23 protein-coding genes and 1 riboswitch are annotated in these 20,939 nt (G+C 67.6%); of the genes, 7 read left to right on the forward strand and 16 right to left on the reverse strand.

Annotated elements, in window-relative coordinates; translation table 11 throughout:
• The 12 genes from rplC to FHS98_RS11365 all read right to left on the reverse strand — a co-directional run bounded on the left by rplC (position 1) and on the right by FHS98_RS11365 (position 11,206).
• Complete coding sequence (gene rplC / locus FHS98_RS11310) at positions 1-741, reverse strand: 50S ribosomal protein L3 (protein WP_167104607.1); 741 nt, start codon at positions 739-741, stop codon at positions 1-3.
• Positions 742-1,048: 307 nt separating this feature from the next.
• A complete protein-coding gene (gene rpsJ / locus FHS98_RS11315) occupies positions 1,049-1,360 on the reverse strand; it encodes a 30S ribosomal protein S10 (RefSeq protein WP_022691831.1) in 312 nt (103 codons plus the stop codon).
• A gap of 109 nt (positions 1,361-1,469) precedes the next feature.
• Positions 1,470-2,660 (reverse strand): elongation factor Tu, encoded by a 1,191-nt coding sequence (gene tuf, locus FHS98_RS11320; RefSeq protein WP_167104613.1) that lies wholly within the window; start codon positions 2,658-2,660, stop codon positions 1,470-1,472.
• Positions 2,661-2,737: 77 nt separating this feature from the next.
• The gene (fusA, locus tag FHS98_RS11325; RefSeq protein ID WP_167104616.1) at positions 2,738-4,810 is read right to left on the reverse strand and encodes an elongation factor G; all 2,073 of its coding nucleotides are present in this window, start codon (positions 4,808-4,810) and stop codon (positions 2,738-2,740) included.
• 116 nt (positions 4,811-4,926) lie between these two features.
• On the reverse strand, positions 4,927-5,397 hold the full coding sequence (rpsG, locus tag FHS98_RS11330; RefSeq protein ID WP_167104619.1) for a 30S ribosomal protein S7: 471 nt from the start codon (positions 5,395-5,397) through the stop codon (positions 4,927-4,929).
• A gap of 45 nt (positions 5,398-5,442) precedes the next feature.
• Positions 5,443-5,814: a 30S ribosomal protein S12 gene (rpsL, locus tag FHS98_RS11335; protein WP_019831557.1), complete on the reverse strand. Its 372-nt coding sequence runs from the start codon at positions 5,812-5,814 to the stop codon at positions 5,443-5,445.
• 250 nt (positions 5,815-6,064) lie between these two features.
• Positions 6,065-7,072, reverse strand: coding sequence for an alpha/beta fold hydrolase (locus FHS98_RS11340; protein WP_208402215.1), 1,008 nt, complete (start codon positions 7,070-7,072; stop codon positions 6,065-6,067).
• A 288-nt stretch (positions 7,073-7,360) separates the two neighbouring features.
• Positions 7,361-7,597: a hypothetical protein gene (locus FHS98_RS11345; RefSeq protein WP_167104625.1), complete on the reverse strand. Its 237-nt coding sequence runs from the start codon at positions 7,595-7,597 to the stop codon at positions 7,361-7,363.
• Between the two features lie 236 nt (positions 7,598-7,833).
• Positions 7,834-9,228 carry a dihydrolipoyl dehydrogenase gene (gene lpdA, locus FHS98_RS11350; RefSeq protein ID WP_167104628.1) on the reverse strand — a complete coding sequence of 465 codons (1,395 nt, stop codon included), beginning with the start codon at positions 9,226-9,228 and terminating at the stop codon, positions 7,834-7,836.
• Between the two features lie 47 nt (positions 9,229-9,275).
• Positions 9,276-9,449 carry a hypothetical protein gene (locus FHS98_RS11355; RefSeq protein WP_167104631.1) on the reverse strand — a complete coding sequence of 58 codons (174 nt, stop codon included), beginning with the start codon at positions 9,447-9,449 and terminating at the stop codon, positions 9,276-9,278.
• 48 nt (positions 9,450-9,497) lie between these two features.
• Positions 9,498-9,857, reverse strand: coding sequence for an acyl-CoA thioesterase (locus FHS98_RS11360; protein ID WP_051103394.1), 360 nt, complete (start codon positions 9,855-9,857; stop codon positions 9,498-9,500).
• Positions 9,858-9,913: 56 nt separating this feature from the next.
• Positions 9,914-11,206 (reverse strand): pyruvate dehydrogenase complex dihydrolipoamide acetyltransferase, encoded by a 1,293-nt coding sequence (locus tag FHS98_RS11365; protein ID WP_167104634.1) that lies wholly within the window; start codon positions 11,204-11,206, stop codon positions 9,914-9,916.
• A gap of 115 nt (positions 11,207-11,321) precedes the next feature.
• Between FHS98_RS11365 and FHS98_RS11370 the strand changes: the two genes are divergently transcribed.
• Positions 11,322-11,795 (forward strand): universal stress protein, encoded by a 474-nt coding sequence (locus FHS98_RS11370; RefSeq protein WP_167104637.1) that lies wholly within the window; start codon positions 11,322-11,324, stop codon positions 11,793-11,795.
• Between the two features lie 16 nt (positions 11,796-11,811).
• On the opposite strand, the gene FHS98_RS11375 is transcribed toward FHS98_RS11370, so the two are convergent.
• Both FHS98_RS11375 and FHS98_RS11380 read right to left on the reverse strand, forming a co-directional pair.
• Positions 11,812-12,495: an RcnB family protein gene (locus FHS98_RS11375; protein WP_167104640.1), complete on the reverse strand. Its 684-nt coding sequence runs from the start codon at positions 12,493-12,495 to the stop codon at positions 11,812-11,814.
• Between the two features lie 128 nt (positions 12,496-12,623).
• Positions 12,624-13,112: a GAF domain-containing protein gene (locus FHS98_RS11380; RefSeq protein ID WP_167104643.1), complete on the reverse strand. Its 489-nt coding sequence runs from the start codon at positions 13,110-13,112 to the stop codon at positions 12,624-12,626.
• 157 nt (positions 13,113-13,269) lie between these two features.
• On the opposite strand from FHS98_RS11380, the gene arfB reads away from it, so the two are divergent.
• On the forward strand, positions 13,270-13,692 hold the full coding sequence (arfB, locus tag FHS98_RS11385; protein WP_167104647.1) for an alternative ribosome rescue aminoacyl-tRNA hydrolase ArfB: 423 nt from the start codon (positions 13,270-13,272) through the stop codon (positions 13,690-13,692).
• Here arfB and FHS98_RS11390 read toward each other — a convergent pair.
• Positions 13,689-14,348, reverse strand: coding sequence for an RluA family pseudouridine synthase (locus FHS98_RS11390; protein ID WP_167104650.1), 660 nt, complete (start codon positions 14,346-14,348; stop codon positions 13,689-13,691). The genes arfB and FHS98_RS11390 overlap by 4 nt on opposite strands.
• A gap of 157 nt (positions 14,349-14,505) precedes the next feature.
• Between FHS98_RS11390 and ctrA the strand changes: the two genes are divergently transcribed.
• Positions 14,506-15,207, forward strand: coding sequence for a response regulator transcription factor CtrA (gene ctrA, locus FHS98_RS11395; protein WP_167104653.1), 702 nt, complete (start codon positions 14,506-14,508; stop codon positions 15,205-15,207).
• A 94-nt stretch (positions 15,208-15,301) separates the two neighbouring features.
• Complete coding sequence (gene bluB, locus FHS98_RS11400; protein WP_167104657.1) at positions 15,302-15,943, forward strand: 5,6-dimethylbenzimidazole synthase; 642 nt, start codon at positions 15,302-15,304, stop codon at positions 15,941-15,943.
• On the opposite strand, the gene FHS98_RS11405 is transcribed toward bluB, so the two are convergent.
• A complete protein-coding gene (locus FHS98_RS11405; RefSeq protein WP_341786054.1) occupies positions 15,940-16,782 on the reverse strand; it encodes an ABC transporter substrate-binding protein in 843 nt (280 codons plus the stop codon). The genes bluB and FHS98_RS11405 overlap by 4 nt on opposite strands.
• A gap of 108 nt (positions 16,783-16,890) precedes the next feature.
• On the opposite strand from FHS98_RS11405, the gene FHS98_RS11410 reads away from it, so the two are divergent.
• The 3 genes from FHS98_RS11410 to FHS98_RS11420 all read left to right on the forward strand — a co-directional run bounded on the left by FHS98_RS11410 (position 16,891) and on the right by FHS98_RS11420 (position 20,939).
• Entirely contained in the window at positions 16,891-17,895 is a 1,005-nt protein-coding gene (locus FHS98_RS11410) for a FecCD family ABC transporter permease (protein ID WP_167105389.1), read from the forward strand.
• Complete coding sequence (locus FHS98_RS11415; protein WP_167104660.1) at positions 17,889-18,662, forward strand: ATP-binding cassette domain-containing protein; 774 nt, start codon at positions 17,889-17,891, stop codon at positions 18,660-18,662. The genes FHS98_RS11410 and FHS98_RS11415 overlap by 7 nt, the downstream gene beginning before the upstream one ends.
• Positions 18,663-18,682: 20 nt before the next feature.
• Positions 18,683-18,874: riboswitch (cobalamin riboswitch) on the forward strand.
• A gap of 106 nt (positions 18,875-18,980) precedes the next feature.
• On the forward strand, positions 18,981-20,939 hold the full coding sequence (locus FHS98_RS11420; protein WP_167104663.1) for a TonB-dependent receptor plug domain-containing protein: 1,959 nt from the start codon (positions 18,981-18,983) through the stop codon (positions 20,937-20,939).

A 20,939-nucleotide genomic window follows, 5' to 3' on the forward strand; every position in this document is an offset into this window, starting at 1 on the left:
TCAGCCCTCCTGGCTCTCGCCGGCCGCCGGGACTTCCGTCACCTGCGCTTCGGCGTTGATCGCGTTGCGGTCGCGGATCGCGGCCGGGAACGGAACACCCTCAGGGAGCTTCACCTTGACGGCGTCCTTCACGAACAGCCAGCCACCCTTCGAGCCGGGCACCGAGCCCTTGACGAAGAGCAGGCCGCGCTCGGCGTCGGTGCGCACGATCTCGAGGTTCTGCTGGGTGCGGTTGCGGTCGCCCATGTGGCCGGCCATCTTCTTGTTCTTGAAGACGCGGCCCGGATCCTGACGGTTACCCGTCGAACCGTGCGAACGGTGCGACACGGACACGCCGTGCGTGGCGCGCAGACCACCGAAGTTCCAGCGCTTCATGGCGCCCGCGAAGCCCTTGCCCTGGGTGCGACCCTGGATATCGACGAGCTGCCCGGCGACATAGTGATCGGCCGAGATTTCCACGCCGACGTCGAGGAGATTGTCCTCGGTCACGCGGAATTCGGCGACGACCGCCTTGGGCTCAACCTCGGCCTTGCCGAAGTGGCCGCGCTCGGGCTTGCTGAGATTCTTGGCCTTGGCGCTGCCCGCGCCAAGCTGGACGGCCGTATAGCCGTCACGATCCGTCTCGCGACGGGCAACTACCTGAACATTCTCAAGCTGAAGCACGGTGACGGGCACATGGCGCCCATCCTCCTGAAACAGCCGGGTCATGCCCATCTTCTTTGCGATCACGCCAGTACGCATGACCAACTCCTCAAACAGAGGCTTGCCTGATCGCTCCGGCAAGCGTGCCAACGAAAAAGGCCTGCGTCGCCGCAGACCTCCAGCCCGTGAAAGCTATACCCCCGCCCTGGGCTTGGTCTCCACTTACGCTGCCGGGGCAACGGTCCATGAAAGGCGGGGACCAGGACAACGGCATCCCGGCGGAACCGGGGAGATACGCCGTTCGGTATCCCTTAGCTTTTCGTCCGTCTCGACCACCCTTTGGAACAATCCAAAGGGCAGGAAACGAATCCGCGCAGGACGATTCGTCCCGCGCGGTGCAGGCCCTTTAGGCCAGTTTGATCTCGACTGCAACACCGGCCGCGAGGTCGAGCTTCATCAGCGCGTCGACGGTCTGCGGGGTGGGCTGCACGATGTCCAGGAGGCGCTTGTAGGTGCGGACCTCGAACTGCTCGCGCGACTTCTTGTCGATATGCGGGCCACGGTTGACCGTGAACTTGTCGACGTGCGTCGGCAGCGGAATCGGACCGCGGATGAGGGCGCCCGTGCGGCGGGCGGTGTCGGCGATCTCGCCGGTCGCCTGATCGAGCACTCGATGATCGAAGCCCTTCAGACGAATACGAATGTTCTGCGTGTCCATGTCCATCACCGATGCGAAAGAGCCATGCCCCTGCCCGTTCGGGCGCTACACGGGGCAAACAAAAGTGGCCGCCCGGCCCCTCGAAAGGGGCCGGGCGGCCGGCAGGTCATTACTTCGAGATCTGACCGACGACGCCGGCGCCGACCGTACGGCCACCCTCACGGATAGCGAAACGGAGGCCCTGGTCCATCGCGATCGGCGCGATCAGCTTCACGCCGATCGAGACGTTGTCGCCCGGCATGACCATCTCGGTGCCCTCGGGCAGCTCGACGGTGCCGGTCACGTCGGTCGTGCGGAAGTAGAACTGCGGACGATAGTTGGCGAAGAACGGCGTGTGACGGCCACCCTCGTCCTTCGACAGCACGTACACTTCGGCCTTGAACTCGGTGTGCGGCGTGATCGAACCCGGCTTGGCCAGAACCTGGCCACGCTCGACGTCCTCACGGCCGACGCCACGGAGCAGCGCGCCGATGTTGTCGCCGGCCTGCCCCTGGTCGAGCAGCTTGCGGAACATTTCGACGCCGGTCACGACGGTCTTGCGGGTGTCGTTGATGCCGACGATCTCGACTTCCTCGCCCACCTTGACGATGCCGGTCTCGACGCGGCCGGTCACCACGGTGCCGCGGCCCGAGATCGAGAACACGTCTTCGATCGGCATCAGGAAGGTCTTGTCGAGCGGACGCTCCGGCTGCGGGATCCAGGTGTCCACGGCGGTCATCAGCTCGAGAACGGCCTGGCGGCCGATCACGTCGTCCGAACCGTCGAGCGCCTTCACGGCCGAACCCTTGACGACCGGGATGTTGTCGCCGTCGAAGTCATACTTCGAGAGCAGCTCGCGGATCTCGAGCTCGACGAGCTCCAGGATCTCGGGATCGTCGACCAGATCGACCTTGTTCATGAACACGACGAGCTGCGGCACGCCGACCTGACGGGCGAGCAGGATGTGCTCACGGGTCTGCGGCATCGGGCCGTCGGTCGCCGACACGACGAGGATCGCGCCGTCCATCTGCGCGGCGCCCGTAATCATGTTCTTCACATAATCGGCGTGGCCCGGGCAGTCGACGTGCGCATAGTGGCGGTCGTTGGTCTCATACTCGACGTGCGCGGTCGAGATGGTGATGCCGCGCTCACGCTCTTCCGGCGCCTTGTCGATGTTGGCGTAGTCGACGAACGTCGCGCCGCCGGTCTCGGCCAGCACCTTGGTGATGGCGGCCGTCAGCGACGTCTTGCCATGGTCGACGTGGCCGATGGTGCCGATGTTGCAGTGCGGCTTGGTCCGCTCGAACTTCGCTTTCGCCATTTTGTCCTACCTTCTTTCGAATCTCTCAGCGGACTCGCCGCCTACAAGCGGCGAGCCCCATAACCAATGTTTCGGCGTTACGCCAGCTTCGCCTTGATTTCGTCCGCGACGTTGGTCGGGACTTCGTCATAATGCGAGAACTGCATCGAGTACTGCGCCCGGCCCTGGGTGAACGAGCGGAGCTGGTTCACATAGCCGAACATGTTCGCCAGCGGCACCATGGCCTCGACGACCTGCGCGTTGCCGCGGGTGTCGGTGCCCTGAATCTGGCCACGACGGCTGTTCATGTCGCCGATGACGTCGCCGAGATAATCCTCGGGGGTGACGACCTCGACCTTCATGATCGGTTCGAGCAGCTTGATGCCGGCCTTCTGGGCGGCTTCACGCATACCGGCGCGGCCGGTGATCTCGAACGCCAGCGCCGATGAGTCGACGTCGTGATACGCGCCGTCGTACAGGGTCGCGGTGAAGTCGATCAGCGGGAAGCCGATCAGCGAGCCGGTCGCCGCGATCTCGCGGATACCCTTCTCCACGGAAGGAATATATTCCTTCGGGATGTTGCCGCCCTTCACTTCGTCCTTGAAGATGACGCCCTGGCCACGCTCGCCCGGCTCCACCGTGAACTTGATGCGGCCGAACTGACCGGAGCCGCCCGACTGCTTTTTGTGGGTGTAGTCGACATCGACCTTCTTGGCGAGCGACTCGCGGTACGCCACCTGCGGCGCGCCGACGTTCGCTTCCACCTTGAACTCGCGCTTCATGCGATCGACGAGGATCTCGAGGTGAAGCTCGCCCATGCCCTTGATGATCGTCTGGCCCGATTCGTGATCGGTCGACACGCGGAACGAGGGATCCTCCGCCGCGAGACGATTGAGCGCGAGGCCCATCTTCTCCTGGTCGGCCTTGGTCTTCGGCTCCACCGAAAGCTCGATGACGGGCTCGGGGAACTCCATGCGCTCCAGGATGATCGGCTTGGCGGCGTCGCACAGCGTGTCGCCGGTCGTCGTCTCCTTGAGGCCCGCGATCGCCACGATGTCGCCCGCGAAGGCCTCATCGATGTCCTCACGCGAGTTCGCGTGCATGAGGAGCATACGGCCGATCTTTTCCTTCTTGTCCTTCACCGAGTTCAGGTACGAGCCCTTCTCGAGCTTGCCCGAGTAGATGCGCGCGAAGGTGAGCGAGCCGACGAACGGATCGTTCATGATCTTGAACGCGAGAGCGGACATCGGAGCCGAGTCGTCGGCCGGACGCTCGTCCGGGGTCTCGCCGTCGAGCTTGACGCCCTGCACCGGCGGAATGTCGAGCGGGGACGGCAGATAGTCCACGACGGCGTCGAGGAGCGGCTGCACGCCCTTGTTCTTGAACGCCGAGCCGCAGAGAACCGGCACGAACGCGAAGTTCAGCGTGCCCTTGCGGATCAGCGCCTTGAGCTGCTCGGTGGTCGGCTCGGTGCCCTCGAGATAGGCTTCCATCAGAGCATCGTCCTGCTCGACGGCCATTTCGATGAGCTCGGCGCGCATCGTGGCGGCCTTGTCGGCCAGCTCTTCCGGGATCGCCTGATATTCGAACTTGGCGCCCAGCGACTCCTCGAGCCAGATGATCGCGCGGTTCTCGACCAGGTCGACGAGGCCCTTGAAGCCACCCTCGATGCCGATCGGGAAATAGAGGACGGCCGGGCGGGCGCCCAGGCGATCCTTAATCATGCCGACGCACATCTCGAAGTTCGCGCCGGTGCGGTCGAGCTTGTTGACGAAGCACATGCGCGGAACGCGGTACTTCTCAGCCTGACGCCACACCGTCTCGGACTGCGGCTCCACGCCGGCAACGCCGTCGAAGCACGCAACCGCGCCGTCGAGCACGCGCAGCGAACGCTCGACTTCGATGGTGAAGTCGACGTGGCCGGGGGTGTCGATGATGTTGATGCGGTGATCGTTCCAGAAGCAGGTCGTCGCGGCCGACGTGATCGTGATGCCGCGCTCCTGCTCCTGCTCCATCCAGTCCATCGTCGCGGTGCCTTCATGCACTTCGCCGATCTTGTAGGACTTGCCGGTGTAATAGAGGATGCGCTCGGTCGTCGTCGTCTTACCGGCATCGATGTGGGCCATGATGCCGATGTTACGGTATTTCTCGAGCGGATGGCTGCGGGCCATGGTCTTAAACTCCGATGTCGGGGAAGGCTTGCGGCCTTGCCCCGACGATATGGGAACGAAGTGTGACTCTTTCGAGTCTCTTCGCGATTACCAGCGGAAGCCGATAAATACCGTTGTTACCAACGGTAGTGCGAGAAGGCGCGGTTCGCTTCCGCCATGCGGTGCGTGTCTTCGCGCTTCTTCACGGCGTTGCCGCGGTTGTTGGCAGCGTCCATCAGCTCGGCCGACAGGCGGGCATCCATGGTGTGCTCCGAGCGGGCACGCGCCGCCGAGATGAGCCAGCGAATCGCGAGCGCCTGCGCACGCTCCGGGCGAACTTCGACCGGAACCTGGTAGGTCGCGCCGCCGACGCGGCGGCTGCGGACCTCGATGCCCGGCTTCACATTGGCCAGTGCGTCGTGGAACACCTGGAGCGGGTCACGCTTGGCGCGCGCCTCGATGGTGTCGAGAGCGGAATAGAGGATGCCTTCGGCGACGGCCTTCTTGCCGTCCAGCATGACCGAATTCATGAACTTGGAGAGGACGATATCACCGAACTTCGGGTCCGGCAGGATCTCGCGCTTCTCGGGGCGACGACGACGGGACATTTGTGTCTACCTTCTGATCTGAGCGTAAGGGGGAGCGTCGCCGAATTACTTCGGGCGCTTCGCACCATACTTGGAGCGCGACTGCTTGCGGTCCTTGACACCCTGCGTATCGAGCACGCCGCGCAGGACGTGGTAACGAACGCCGGGAAGATCGCGCACACGGCCGCCACGGATCAGCACAACCGAGTGCTCCTGGAGGTTGTGGCCTTCGCCCGGAATGTAGCTGATGACTTCGCGCTGGTTGGTCAGGCGAACCTTGGCCACCTTGCGCAGAGCCGAGTTCGGCTTCTTCGGGGTCGTGGTGTAGACACGGGTGCAGACGCCGCGCTTCTGCGGGTTCTGCTCCATCGCAGGAACCTTGGACTTGGCCTTCTGCGGCTCGCGGCCCTTACGGACCAACTGGTTGATCGTCGGCATGAAGCCCTTCACCTTCCAAATGGTTACTTTACCGAGTGCCCGGACTGCACACGCGGATATCGTGCTGGAATGCACGAAGGCTCCGGGGGCCATGAGACCCGCCCGAGCCCGTCCACGCATCGGCAATGTTCAAGCGTTCGCCCACGAGTCATGGCCGTGACCATCGGCCCGGAGCGAGCGGCGCCTATAGCGGGGGAGTCTTACGGGGTCAACCGGACTCCCGGACCGCCCTCCCCGGCCCGGCGAAACGTCAATCGAACTCGCCGCTCAGCGCCTGAATCAGCGCCACCTGAAAGCGCGCCGGGTCTTCCACCTGCGGCACATGGCCGAGCCCCGGCAGCGGCACGAAGCGGCCATGGCGCATCTTCGCCACCGCCCGCTCGCCCAGAGTCGCATTGTCGGGAATCTGGTTGGCCACCTCGGCCGGCGCCCAGGCGCGCCCGAACAGATTGCGATCCTGCGTGCCGACCATCAGCACCGTCGGCGCGGCGATGCGCGCGAGATCATGGGCGACGGGCTGGGTCTCGATCATCTCGGTGGTGCGCGCCTGCGCGTCGATCACCGCCTCGCGGCCCGGCCCCGCATACAGGCCGGCCAGCATGTCCACCCAGCGATCATAATCATGCCGCCAGGTGCCGTGATAATAGGACGCCCGCTGGGCGGCCCTGATCGTCGCGGCGGTCTTGCCGCGCTCCAGCGCGGCGACATGGTCCACGCCGATATAGGGCACGCGCTGCGCCAGACCGTCGGCGAGGCCGAGCGGATCGACCAGCACCATCTGGTCGACGAGCTGCGGCATGGCGATCGCCATCCGCATCGCGATCAGCCCGCCCATCGAGTGGCCGACCAGCGTCACCTTCCCCGCCCCGCGTGAGCGCAGCATCGCCTCGGTGAGCGTCGCCAGCCCCTGAACGCTATACTGGAAGCCCTTCGGCTTGGAGGATTTGCAGAAGCCGACCTGATCCGGGACGATCACCCGATAGCCCGCCGCCGCCAGCACGCGCGCCGTGTCGCCCCAGGTCGCGCCGCAGAAATTCTTGCCGTGGAGGAGCACGATGGTGCGCCCGTTCGGCTTGGCCGGGGCCAGCTCCATATAGGCCATCTCGACCGCCTGCCCCTGTGCCGTCGTGCGGAACATATGGACCGGGAACGGATAGTCGAAGCCCTCCAGCCGGGCGCCATAGGATGCGCCGGCGGTGGACTTCGGAGCCGGCGCCGCGGCGGTCGGCGAGGAGAGCAGGAGCGGTGCGAGGAACACGGAAAGCAGGGCGCGTCGCAAGGGCAATCTCCGGTGCCGCCGGGCGGCGTTAACCATAGATCGCATTCGTTAGACGGCAATGCAGGCCTCGCCCAGCCCCGCCGGGAGAACGACTCGTCGCCAAATGAGACAGTTTTGTGGGGCCGGTGCCGTCGCCGGGCCGGGCGGCTCGGGCCGCCGATATGTCAGGCCGCGAAGCCCGCCCTCCGGTCCGTCCGCATCGCGGGCGAGGCCGGGATTGCGTGCGGCCGGCGGCAGCCTGTCGGCGCCGCCGGCCGCATCGCGAAATTACTGCGCGTTGGTGGTCGCAGCGGCGTTGGTGTCGGCCATCGCGCCGTTGTCCATCGCCATGTTGTCGGTCGCGCTCATCGAAGCGTTCATGTCGCCCATGGCGTTCTCGTCGGCGGGGACGAGCATGTTGTCCTCGGCCGAAACGTTGGTGGTCGGCTCAGCCGACTTGTTGTGGCAAGCGGCGGCGCCAAGCGCGAGGGCCGCAACCGCGGCGATCGTGAAAGCCTTCTTCATTAACTATCTCCTATTCCGTCACCAGCGGACTTCGGCAACGCAGCACGTCCGCAGCCGTTCCGAAAAACGCGATAAATGCGGTCGTCGTCAAGCGGGGAGTTGCCGAACCCGGTTGAAATCCGGCTTCGTTTCGCTCCCCGGTCGCTTCCATGACCGGCCCCGGAACCGGGACCGCTTCAGGCAGTCCCCCTTTTCAAGGCCCGCGTGAACGGCTCCTGACTCCGGGCGCCGAATCCCTAGAAATGCAGCGCGCGCCCATAGGCGGAGAGCACGCTCTCGTGCATCATCTCGCTGAGCGTCGGGTGGGGGAACACCGTCTCGATCAGCTCCGCCTCGGTGGTTTCGAGCTGCTTGGCGACCGTGTAGCCCTCGATCAGCTCGGTGACCTCGGCGCCAATCATGTGGGCGCCGAGCAGTTCGCCGGTCTTGGCGTCGAACACCGTCTTCACGAAGCCTTCCGCCTCGCCCAGCGCGATCGCCTTGCCGTTGCCGATGAAGGGGAACTTGCCGACCTTCACCTCGTAGCCCGCTTCCTTGGCCTTCGCCTCGGTGAGGCCGACCGAGGCGATCTGCGGACGCGAATAGGTGCAGCCCGGAATGTTGCGGACGTCCATCGCGTGCGGATGCTTGCCGGCGATCGCCTCGGCGGCGATGATGCCCTCATGGCTCGCCTTGTGGGCCAGCCACGGCGGCGCGGTGACGTCGCCGATCGCCCACAGCCCCGGCACGCTGGTGCGGCACTGGCCGTCGGTGTCGATATGCCCCTTGGTCGTCTTCACGCCGAGCGCTTCGAGGCCGATATTCTCGGTGTTCGGCACGATGCCGACCGCGACGATCGCGTGGCTGTACTCGTTCGTCTCGATCTTGCCGTCGGCGAGCTTGATCTCGGCCTTCACGCCCTTGCCCGTGTTGACGAGGCTCTGGACGCCGGCCTTGGTGATGACCTTCATGCCCTGCTTGGTGAGCTGCTTGGTCAGGAATTCGGAGACCTCATGGTCCTCCACCGGCACGATCCGATCGAGCATCTCGACGATCGTCACCTCGGCGCCCATGTCCGAATAGAAGCTCGCAAACTCGACGCCGATCGCGCCCGAGCCGATGACGAGCAGCTTGGTCGGCATCTCCTTGGGCGTCATGGCATGGCGATAGGTCCAGATGCGCTCGCCGTCCGCCTTGGCGAAGGGCAGGTCGCGGGCGCGGGCGCCGGTCGCGATGATGATGTCCTTGGCGGCCAATTCGGTCTTCTTGCCGTCCTTGTCGACGATGAGCTTGCCCTTGGCGGCGATCGTGCCGAGGCCTTCGACCACGGTGATCTTGTTCTTCTTCATCAGGCCCTTGACGCCGGCATTGAGCTGGCCCGCGACGCCGCGCGAGCGCTTCACGACCTTGGCGAGGTCGAAGCCCGGCTTCTCGTTCGAGAGGCCATAGGCCTCGGCGTGGGTCATGTAATGGTAGATTTCCGACGTGCGGAGCAGCGCCTTGGTGGGAATGCAGCCCCAGTTGAGGCAGATACCGCCCAGCAACTCGCGCTCCACGATCGCGACCTTGAGGCCGAGCTGCGCCGCGCGGATCGCCGCGACATAGCCGCCCGGCCCCGAGCCCAGCACGATAAGATCGTAGGTGTCAGCCATGCTTGTCCTTCCTCAGGCACCCGCCCCCGAAGGGTGGGATCAATCTTCTATTCGAGTCGGGCCACCGCGATGGCGGCCCATGCGATCAACGTCACGCCAGCGAACACCAGCCAGGACCAGGGCAACGCGATGCCGCCGCCGATCGGGAGATGGACGAGCCGGCCCGCCAGAAGGCCATCCAGCGTCGCCTCGTTGCGCTCCGCGATCCAAGGGACGGCCACCCCCGCCACCGCTCCTATGAAGGCAGCGGGGGCGAGGCCGGCCATGGATCAGGCCGCCACTTCGCCGTCGACGGGCATCGGCGGCACCCGCCGCGGCTGGCGATCCTCGCCCACCGCGACGAAGATGAACGTCGCCTCCGTCACCTTGTAGCTGCTCTCGTCATGCCGCGCCCGACGCCAGGCCTCGACCGCGATCTTCATCGAGGTCCGTCCCGTGGAGAGGAGCGTGGCGTAGACGGAGACTTCGTCGCCGACGAACACCGGGCGATGGAAGGTCATGCCCTCCATCGCGATGGTGACCGCCCGGCCGTGGCTGTGGCGCGAGGCCACCGAGCCGGCGGCCGAGTCCATCATGCTCATCAGCCAGCCGCCGAAGATATCCCCGTAGGGATTGGTGTCGGCCGGCATGGCGACCACGCGGACCGCCGGCGCCTCGACAGGCGGCTGGTCGTCGAGCGGCTTCTTCACGCGAGCATACCCAGCGGGTTCTCGACGAGGCGCTTGAACGCCTGCATCAGCTTGGCGCCGTCCGCGCCGTCGATGGCGCGATGGTCGAAGCTGCCGGTCGCCGACATGACGGTGGCGACGGCCAGCTCGTCATTGACGACATAGGGGCGCTTCTCGCCCGCGCCGATCGCCATAATCATGCCCTGCGGCGGGTTGATGACCGCCTCGAACTGCTTGATGCCGTACATGCCCATGTTCGAGATGCTGGCGGTGCCGCCGGCATATTCATGCGGCTGGAGCTTGCCGTCCTTGGCGCGGGCGGCGAGATCCTTGATCTCGGCGGCGATCGCCGAGAGGCTCTTGGTGTCGGCGGACGTCACCACCGGGGTGATGAGGCCGTTGGGGATCGACACCGCGACCGAGATGTCCGCGCGCTGGAAGGTGACGAGCTGGTCGCCGGCAAGCATCACGTTGCAGCTCGGCACCTCCATGAGCGCGCCGGCCAGCGCCTTCACCAGCATGTCGTTCACCGACAGCTTCACGCCGCGGCTCTCCAGCCCCTTGTTCAGCTCGCCACGCAGCTTGAGCAGCGCGTCGAGCTGGATGTCCACCGTGAGGTAGATATGCGGCACCTGCTGCTTCGATTCGGTGAGGCGGCGGGCGATCGTCTTGCGCATGTTGGAGAGCTTGGCGCTCTCATGCGGGATGTCGGGGATCTGCGCGGGCGCCGGAGCGGCGATCGCAGCCGGAGCAGCGGCGGCCGTCGGGGCAGAGGCAGCGGCCGGCGCGGCGGCACCGGGCCTGGCGCCGGCGAGGTCGGCCTTGACGATGCGGCCGTTCGGGCCGGAGCCCGCGACGGCGGCAAGGTCGATGCCCTGCTGCCCGGCGAGACGGCGGGCGAGCGGGCTCGCCTTCACGCGATCACCCGAGGCGGCGGCCGCCGGGGCGGCGGCAGCGGCCGGAGCCGGCGCGGCGGCCTTGGGGGCCTCCTCCTGCTTCGGCGCGGGCGCTTCCGCCTTGGCGGCGGGCGCCGCGGCCGGCGCGCTCGTCACGGCGGAGGCGTCTTCGCCCTCGCCCGCGAGAATCGCGATGGCGACGCCCACCTTCACGCCGTCCGACCCTTCGGGCACGAGGATCTTGGCGATCGTGCCCTCGTCGACGGCTTCAAATTCCATGGTGGCCTTGTCGGTTTCGATCTCGGCGAGGATATCGCCGGACTTCACCTCGTCGCCCTCCTTCACCAACCATTTGGCAAGGGTGCCCTCCTCCATCGTCGGGGACAGGGCAGGCATCTTCAGTTCGATGGGCATCGCGGCGAGGGCCTCTCTGGCAGTCGGTCTAGCGAGTGTGCCATTTCGGCTCTCGACGCCTGATGGTCAAGGCTGACGCTTGCGTGAAATGGCGCAATGCCGCACCGTCCCCTCCATGGACGACGCCCAGACCCCCCGTACCTACCTCGTCGTGCTGGACGGGAGCCCCGAAGCGCGGGTGGCGCTCCGCTTCGCCGCGCGCCGCGCCGCCAAGACCGGCGGACGCGTGGAAATGCTCGCGATCGTCGAGCCGCCGGAGTTCGTGCAATGGGGCGGCGTGCAGGCCGCGCTGGAGGAGGAAGCCCGCCTCCATGCCGAAGCATTGCTCCATCAGGCGGCAGGCGAGATCATCGAGGAACTGGGCCTCAAGCCCGACCTCACCGTGCGGCAGGGCGAGCGCGTCAAAGCGGTTCGCGCGCTGCTGGAGGAGCGGCCGGGAATCGCCGCGCTGGTGCTCGGCGCGCAGGAATCGGGCGGGCCGGGTCCGCTCGTCTCCTATTTCGCAGGGCCGCAGTCCGGGCAGCTCCATTGTCCGCTGATGATCGTCCCCGGCTCGCTGGACGACGAGGCGCTCGACCGGCTGAGCTGAAGCCCGCGCTTGCGGCCTAGCGTCCCTTGGCCGGAATCGTGTGCGTCGTGGTGACGGTGGTGATGGTGCCGGGCGTATAGCCGACCACCTGCATGTCACCCCCCGCATAAGCCGCATCGCCACCCGCCCCTTCGGCCGCATAGCCCGCCACCGGCGCCGAGAAGGTCGGCGCGACCTCCACCACCGAGGTGGTGACGACGGTGTCGGCATCCTTCTGAACGGTGGTGACGCGCGGCGTGCCGTTGACCGCGAACGGCGCGCTCCGCACTGGCGAGCCGGCATAGGCGGCCGTGCGATAGCCGCCCTTCCAGTCGACGGCGTAACGCACATCCTTCACCTTGGCGGCGTCGTCGATCAGCACGGCGTCGTCATAATAGCGGACCCAGCGCGTGCCCTGCGCCGGCGCGGCGAGGCCCCAGCCCCGCCAGTCCTTGACCGTGTAGTCCGGGTTCAGCCAGATCTGCGGCAGCGTCGCGCCGGGTTCGGGCCGCTTGTACGCGCCGACCTTCTTGCCGGAATGGACCTTCGCCGCGGGCACGGCCCCCGTCTGCCACCCGTTCTGGCCCCAGCCGCCCTGCTCGGTGGACAGGCCGACCGGCGCACCGGCGGGCGGCGCAGGCGTCGCCGCCACATCCGCCGAGGCCATCGCCGGCACGCAGCCGAGCAGCACCGCCCCCGCGAGAAAGTCGATCCTGAGCATCTTCGCCATCCCTCGTCTGCCGGGTCGCGAAGATCGTGTCGAGCACGCGGACCCCCTATGCAGCCGAAGCTATCACCCGCGACCGACGTCGCCCAAGCAGCCTCCTGTCACGCGAGTCCCGTTTCGGGTCAGGCGGCAAGCCGCTCCGCCAGCAGCGCGCAGAGGCGCTCGGCCCCGGCCGCATCCTCGGCGTCGAACCGGCCGACGCTGGGGCTGTCGAGATCGAGCACGCCGATCACATGGCCGTCCACCACGACCGGCACCACCAGCTCCGAGGCCGAGGCGGCATCGCAGGCGATGTGGCCGGGGAAGGCGTGGACATCCTCCACCACCTGCGTCTCTCCGGTCGCCGCGGCGGTCCCGCACACGCCCCTGCCGAGCGCGATGCGGATGCAGGCGGCGCGGCCCTGGAACGGCCCGAGCACCAGCTCGCCGTCGACCATGCGGTAGAAGCCCGCCCAGTTGAGATCGGGCAGCAGCTCCCACAGCAAAGCGGAGATATTGGCCATGTTCGCGATGGCATCACGCTCGCCGCTGGTCACGCCGTCGGCGGCGCCCAGCACATCACCCCAGATGGTGGCCTTGTCGGCATCGGCCTGCGGTTTGAAATCGAACATGACGGCTCCTTGGTTGGCGCCGCACATAATCACTCTGCGGTCACTGGAAAAGCGGTCCGCCCGGCAAGTTTCCCTTTCAGGCGCCTCGCCCCGGAGCGACGGCGATCGGGGCGGCACGCTTTCCTATGCCGCCCCCGCGCCGTAGAGGCTCCCCATCATGGTCGCCATCCCCGTCACCCGCTCCATCTCGATCGATTCGGACGAGATCGAGGAGTCCTTCACCCGATCGAGCGGACCGGGCGGCCAGCATGTGAACACGACGGATTCGGCCGTCCAGCTCCGCTTCGACGTGTGGGGATCGCCCAGCCTCCCGGACATGGTGAAGCACCGCCTGACCGACATGGCCGGTTCCCGGATCACCAAGGATGGCATCCTGATCCTCCGGTCCGAAGGCGCCCGGTCGCAACTTCTCAATCGCGAGGAGGTTCGCGAGCGGCTGTTCGCGATGATCCGCGAGGCGACCTTCATCCCCAAGAAGCGCAAGGCCACCAAGCCGACCCGCGCCAGCCAGGCGCGACGGATGGATTCCAAGGGGCGGCGCGGCACGGTCAAGAGCCTGCGCGGAAAGGTCCGCGACTAGGCTTCCGGGATCAGGAGTTCGGCCCAGCGCGCGAAGCGTTCGGGCAGCGGCGCCTCGCCCTCGATCGCCGCCTTGGGATCGCGCGGCAGGCGCAGGCGCTGCGCGTGGAGCAGCATCGACGGCCCGCCCCGCCCGTAGACGGGATCGCCGACGATCGGGAGCCCCAGCCCCTCGGCGGCATGGACGCGGAGCTGGTGGGTCCGCCCGGTGCGCGGACGGAACTCGACGAGCGCCTGCCCGCCCACCTGCCCGAGCAGGCGCCAGTCGGTGAAGGCGGGCTTCCCCTTCCGGTCGGGCACCATCCGCCAGCCCTCCTCCCGAGTCGACCGCTTGGCGAGCGCCAGACTGATTCGGCCCGATTCGCTTTCCGGCACGCCATCGAGGACGGCGAGATAGGTCTTCTCCGCGAGGCCTTCCTCGAAGGCGGCGGCGAAGCGCCTGTGCGCCCTGGGATTGCGCGCAAGAAGGAGGCAGCCCGACGTATCGCGATCCAGCCGATGCACCGCCGCCGGATCGCGCTGGAAACCAAAACGCAAGGATTCCAGCGCAGATTCGACGCTCGCCCCGCCCGCGCGGGGCGCATCGACGGGAAGGCCCGCCGGCTTGTCCAGCAGGATCGCTTCGGCGTCGATGAAGAGGATATGGTCGGCCAGCATCCGGCCCCTGTGCCATGGCGGTAACGCCACGGCAAATTCCCCGCACGGCCCGTCATTTACCACTTTACTCGTCATTAACCTTTCTAATTCATCTCTGTAATGGTTAATGCCAGTGCGGTTGCGCGGGGTGGCGTGACGGGGCGAACGGGGACGAACCATGCGCGTTCTTCTGATCGAAGATGATCCCACGACGGCGAAGGCCATCGAGCTGATGCTCGGCGCCGAAGGTTTCAACGTCTATACGACGGACCTGGGCGAGGAAGGCCTCGATCTGGGCAAACTGTACGATTACGACATCATCTGCCTCGATCTCAACTTGCCCGACATGCACGGTTATGAGGTGCTCAAGCGCCTGCGCGTCGCCAAGGTGCAGACGCCGGTGCTGATCCTCTCCGGCGTGTCCGAGATGGACAGCAAGGTCCGCGCGCTCGGCTTCGGCGCGGACGATTATGTCACCAAGCCCTTCCATCGCGAGGAGCTGGTCGCCCGCATCCATGCGATCGTGCGCCGTTCCAAGGGCCATTCGCAGTCGGTCATCAAGACAGGCAAGCTCTCGGTCAATCTCGACGCTAAGACGGTCGAGGTCGATAGCGCCCGCGTGCATCTGACCGGCAAGGAATATGCGATGCTGGAGCTGCTGTCGCTCCGCAAGGGCACGACGCTCACCAAGGAGATGTTCCTGAACCATCTCTACGGCGGGATGGACGAGCCCGAACTTAAGATCATCGACGTGTTCATCTGCAAGCTGCGCAAGAAGCTCAGCCTCGCCTGCGAGGGTGAGAACTACATCGAGACGGTGTGGGGCCGCGGCTATGTGCTGCGCGATCCCAACGACGTGGCCGCGGCCCAGGTCGCCTGACGTCCCACCCCGCTTTCCGGTTTCACGAGGGGCCGTTCCGATCCGTCGGGGCGGCCCCTTCCCGTGCCGGGGTTCCCTCGCTTATGGGAATGGGGTGAACGACGCCCCGATCTTCGACGAGAGTTTCCGCGCCGGGCTGGAGGCCCTCTTCATCTGGCGCCGCGACGTCCGCCATTTCCGTGCCGATCCTTTGCCGGAAGGCGCCATGGACCGGCTGCTGACGCTGGCGCAGCTCGCTCCGTCCGTGGGCAATTCGCAGCCCTGGCGCTTCGTCCGCATCGGCGCGCCGGGGTTGCGCGAGGCGCTCGCCGCCCATGTCGACGCCGCCAGCGCCCGAGCCGCCGAGCGCTATGACGAAGAGCGCGCCGCCGCCTATCGCGCGCTGAAGCTCCACGGCCTGCGCGAGGCGCCGGAGATCGTCGCGGTGTTCAGCGACGAGGCCCCCGCCGCTGGCCATGGCCTCGGCATCCAGACCATGCCCGAGGCATTGCGTTATTCGACGGTGATGGCGATCCACACGCTCTGGCTCGCGGCGCGGGCGGAAGGGATCGGGCTCGGCTGGGTATCGATCCTCGATCCCGCTCCGGTCGCGGCCCTGCTCGACGTGCCGGCCCATTGGACGATGGTGGCGCTGCTCTGCATCGGCTATCCGAGCGAGCCCTCCGACACGCCGGAACTCGAACGGCGCGGCTGGCAGAAGCGCGAGAGCCGCGGCGAGCGGATCTTCACCCGCTAGCGCTTCATTCGGTCGGCCGCGCGGACCTGCGCCGCGAGCGCCGCCACCGCCTGCGGATAGAAAGGCCCGCCGCACACCGTCATCGCCTGCGGGAGGGTGAGGCGATGCCCCGGCGCCACCACCCGATCGAGCAGCGGATGGTGGAGCATCTCGCTCCCCTTGTCGGCCACGACATCGGTGCGCGCCTCGACGATCAGGAAGTCCGGCCGGGCCATCGCCAGCGTCTCCAGCGGGAGTTGCGAGAGCGACGGCTTGCCCAGCCGCGCCGCGAGGTTGGTGAGCCCGACGCGCCGCATCATGTCGTCCACCAGCGTGCCGGTGCCGGTGAGATAGCCCTGCCGCTGATAATAGGCCGCCACCCTCCCCCGCCCCGGCGGCGGGCCGATCCGCGCAAGGTCCACATGCATGGCGGCGATCATCGCCTCGCCGCGCGCCTTGTGCCCCACCGCCGCGGCGACCCGCCGGATCGAGGCTTCGATCGAGGGCAGATCGGTGTCGAAGGGCAGATCGATCATCGGCACCCCGCTCTTCTGAAGCGGCGCGAGCGCATGGCGGGTGACGAACGGCGCGCCGATCACGAGATCCGGGCGGAGCGTCAGCACCTCCTCGGCGGTGCGGTGGGTGAAGGGCAGCGTCCGGGCCTTCCCGGCATAATAGGACATGTCGGGATCCCGCGCCCATTCGGTGAGCCCGGCGATCTGCGCCGGGTCCGCCAGCGCCAGCAGATATTGGTCCGCGCAAAGGTTGAGCGACACGATCCGGCGCGGCGGCGCTGCCCGGCCCATGGCGGGCGAAAGCGCCAGAAGGCCGGCAAGGAACAACAGGGGCAGGCGAAACACGGTGGCCGGGCTTCCTCAATCGTGACGCGGGCGCTACGGATGCCGCGAACCGGCCCGCGATACAATCGTCGCGCGGCACGCTCTGGACGAGGACAGCTTGTGCTGCACATGCCGCCCGCGCGGGGCACCCCACCTGTCCTGCTGATCGGCCTGCCAAGCCTTGCGGCGATTCTGGCCGCGCTGGCCTCGCTGTTCATCGGCCCGGCGGGCATTCCGGTGGCGGACAGCCTCGCGGCGCTCTCCGGGCATGGCGATCCGATCGTCCGCGCCATCCTGTTCGAGCTGCGCCTGCCGCGCGTCGCGCTGGGATTGCTGGTGGGGGCGATGCTGGGCGCGGGCGGGGCCTCGCTGCAAGGCTATCTGCGCAATCCGCTGGCCGAGCCCTCGGTGCTGGGCGCCTCCAACGCGGCGGCGTTGGGAGCGGTGGTGGCGCTCTATTTCGGCCTCGCGCAGGCGCATCCCATGGCGTTGCCGCTGCTCGCCATCCTCGCCGCGCTGGCGGCGCTGGCGCCGCTGTTCGGCCTCGCGGGGCGGAGCGAGAGCCCGCTCGGCCTGATCCTCGCCGGCATCGCGGTGGCGACGCTGGCCGGTGCCGGGATCAGCCTCGCGCTCAATCTCTCGCCCAACCCCTTCGCCGCCATGGAGATCATGAGCTGGCTGCTCGGTTCTCTGGAGGATCGCACGCCGCAGCATGTCTGGCTGGCGGCGCCCTGCATCGCCGTCGGCCTCGCGCTGCTGCTGTGGGACGGCCGCGCGCTCGACGCGCTGACGCTGGGCGAGGACAGCGCGCGCACGCTCGGCATCGATCTCCGCCGGGTGCGGGTGCGGATGCTGATCGGGCTCGCGGTGGGCGTCGGCGGGGCGGTGGCGGTGTCCGGGGCGATCGGCTTCGTCGGGCTGATCGTGCCGCATCTGGTGCGCCCCTTCACCGATCGCCGGCCGTCGTCGGTGCTGATCCCCTCCACTATCGCAGGCGCAGCGCTGCTCACCGCAGCCGATGTCGCGGTGCGGCTGATCCCGACCAACGCGCCCCTGAAGCTCGGCGTCGTCACCGCCTTCCTCGGCGTGCCGGTGTTCGTGTTCCACCTGGTACGGGAGCGCCGCCTGTGGTGACGATCCGCATCGAGGCGCTGGACGTCGCGCTCGGCGATCGCCGGGTGCTGGCCGGCATCGACACCGAAATGACCGGTGGCGGGCTGATCGGCGTGATCGGTCCCAACGGCGCCGGCAAATCGACGCTGGCCCGCGCGATGCTCGGGTTGCTGAAGCCGCTCTCCGGCCGCGTGCTGCTCGATGGAGCAGAGGTGGGGACGCTCCGCCCCGCCGACCGGGCACGGACCATCGCTTATCTGCCGCAGGGGCAGACCCTGCACTGGCCGCTTTCGGTCGAGCGGCTGGTGGCGTTGGGGCGGATGCCGCATCTCGCGCCCTTCTCGCGCCTCTCCGCCGCCGACACCGCCGCGATCGAGGCGGCAATGGCCGCAACCGGCACGCTCGACCTGCGCACCCGCGACGCGACCGAGCTTTCCGGCGGCGAGCGCGCTCGCGTGATGCTGGCCCGCGCGCTGGCGGTGGAGGCGCAAGCCCTCATCGCCGACGAGCCGCTCGCCTCGCTCGACCCGAGCCATCAGATGGAGATGATGGAGCTGCTCGCCGAACGCGCTCGGGCGGGGACGCTGGTGGTGGTCGTGCTGCACGATCTCACCATGGCGGCGCGCTTCTGCGACCGGCTGCTACTGCTCTCCCAAGGCCGGCTGATGGCGGACGGATCGCCCGACACCGTGCTGACCGACGCCGCGCTGGCGGAGGTCTACGGCATCACCGCCTGGCGCGGAACGGCCGGGGGCACGCCGCTGCTGGTCCCGCTCGGCCGCAGTTGACGCCCGCCCTGCCCCGCGCCTATCGCGGCGCTGCGACAGGTTCCCCGGAGACGGGGATCAAAAGGGAACGGGGTTCAAGGCCCCGGCTGCCCCTGCAACTGTAAGCGGCGAGCTATCGCGTCACACGCCATTGGAGCCCCGGCTCCGAGAAGGCGACGCGAACAAGGCAATGACCCGCGAGCCAGGAGACCTGCCCGTCGCGGTCGTCCTTCGTCCGGCCAGGGTGCGCCGAACGAACGGGGTGAAAACCCGCGTGACGACAATGCAGCCCGTATCGCCGCCGAGGCGAGCCGGGTCCGTTGTCCAAAGGGGTTCACCATGGCCAAAGCCGTTCTTCTCGTTCTCACCACGCTGTCCACAGGCGCGCTCGCGCAGGTCGCGCCGACGCCGGATGCCGCCGCCGATCCCGGCGCATCGGCGATCACCGTCACCGCCACGCGCACGCCGACGCCGATCGATCAGGTCGCGTCCTCCGTCACCGTGCTCGACAAGGCGGCGATCGACGCCACGCAGGATATCGGCATCTCCGAGCTGCTGCTGCGCACGCCCGGCATCAGCATCGTGCGCAACGGCGGCTATGGCACCGACACGACGCTCCACCTGCGCGGTGCGGAGGGCGACCAGACCGTCATCGTGCTCGACGGCGTGAAGCTCACCGACCCTGCCTCGCCCGACGGGGCCTTCAACCTCGGCAACCTGCTGACGGGCGACGCCCAGCGCGTCGAGATCCTGCGCGGGCCGCAGTCGACGCTCTGGGGCAGCCAGGCGATCGGCGGCGTGGTCAACATCGTCACCGCCCTCCCCGCCAAGCCGCTGGAAGGCAGCTTCGACATCGAGGGCGGATCGCGCGACACCGTCGACGCTCGTGCCGGCATCGGCGGCAAGGATGGCCGGGTGACGTGGCGTCTGGCCGGCGAGGCCTTCACCACCGACGGCATCTCCGCGCTCGACACGCGCTTCGGCGGCAAGGAGCGCGACGGCTACACCAACCGCACCGCGACGGGCCGCGTCGAGATCGCGCTCACCGACGACATCAGCGCCGACCTGCGCGGCTATTACGCACGCGGCCGCACCGACCTCGACGGCTTCGATCCCGTCACCTTCGCGCCCGTCGACACCGCCGAATATGAAACGAACCGCCAGCTCCTCGGCTATGTGGGGCTGAACGCGGATCTGTTCGGCGGCCGCCTGCGCAACCGGATCGGCTACAGCTACACCGATACGCATCGGAACAACTATGATCCGTCGCAGCCGGCGGGCGCGCAGACCACTTTCCACGCGACCGGCAGCACGCAGCGCATCGACTATCAGGGCACGCTCGCCATCGTTGAGGGATGGAACGCGGTGTTCGGCGTCGAGCATGAGCATTCGCGCTTCCGCTCGATCTCCCCGCAGTTCCAGATCGACCCGGATCAGGGCTCGGCCTCGCTCACCGACGAATATGTGCAGGTGAATGGCGAGCTGGTGCAGGGCCTGACGCTCACCGGCGGCGTGCGCCACGATCATTATACCAGCTATGGCAGCCGCTTCCTCTTCTCCGGCGGCGCGGCGTGGAAGCTCAGGACCGGCACCGTCCTGCGCGCGAGCTATGGCGAGGGCTTCAAGGCGCCGTCGCTCTACCAGCTCTATTCGCAATATGGGAACACGACCCTCAAGCCCGCCAGGTCGACCGGCTGGGAAGCGGGCGTCGAGCAGCATCTCTGGGCGGATCGCATCGCCGTCGGCGCCAGCTATTTCGAGCGCCGCACCCGCCAGCAGATCATCTTCAACTCCTGCGATTTCGTCTCGACCGATCCGCTCTGCCTGACGCCGGGCACGGGCACGGGCGCGCCGCGCTTCGGCTATTATCTCAACCTCGCCCGCGCGGTGGCGCATGGCGTGGAGCTGACGGGCTCGATCAAGCCCACCGACCGCCTCACCCTCGACGGCAATTATAGCTGGACGATGGCGGAGGACCGCTCGTCCGGCGCGACGCACGGCAACTGGCTCCCCCGCCGCCCGCGCGAGGAGGCGAACGGATCGATCAGCTATCGCTGGCCGCTGGACATCAGCACGGCGGTGGCGGTGCGCTGGGCCGGGCACAGCTTCGACGACGCGGCCAACCTCACCCGCCTCGCCGGCTACACGCTGGTGGATTTGCGCGCCGAGGTGCCCGTCGCGGGCCGCTTCACGCTGTTCGCCCGCGCCGAGAACCTGCTCGACAAGCATTATGAGACGGCCTTCCAGTTCGGCTCGCTCGGCCGCAGCGTCTATGCCGGCGTGCGGGCGCGGCTGTGA

The organism is Sphingomonas oligoaromativorans, from assembly GCF_011762195.1.
GTDB classification, from domain to species: Bacteria; Pseudomonadota; Alphaproteobacteria; order Sphingomonadales; family Sphingomonadaceae; genus Solisphingomonas; species Solisphingomonas oligoaromativorans.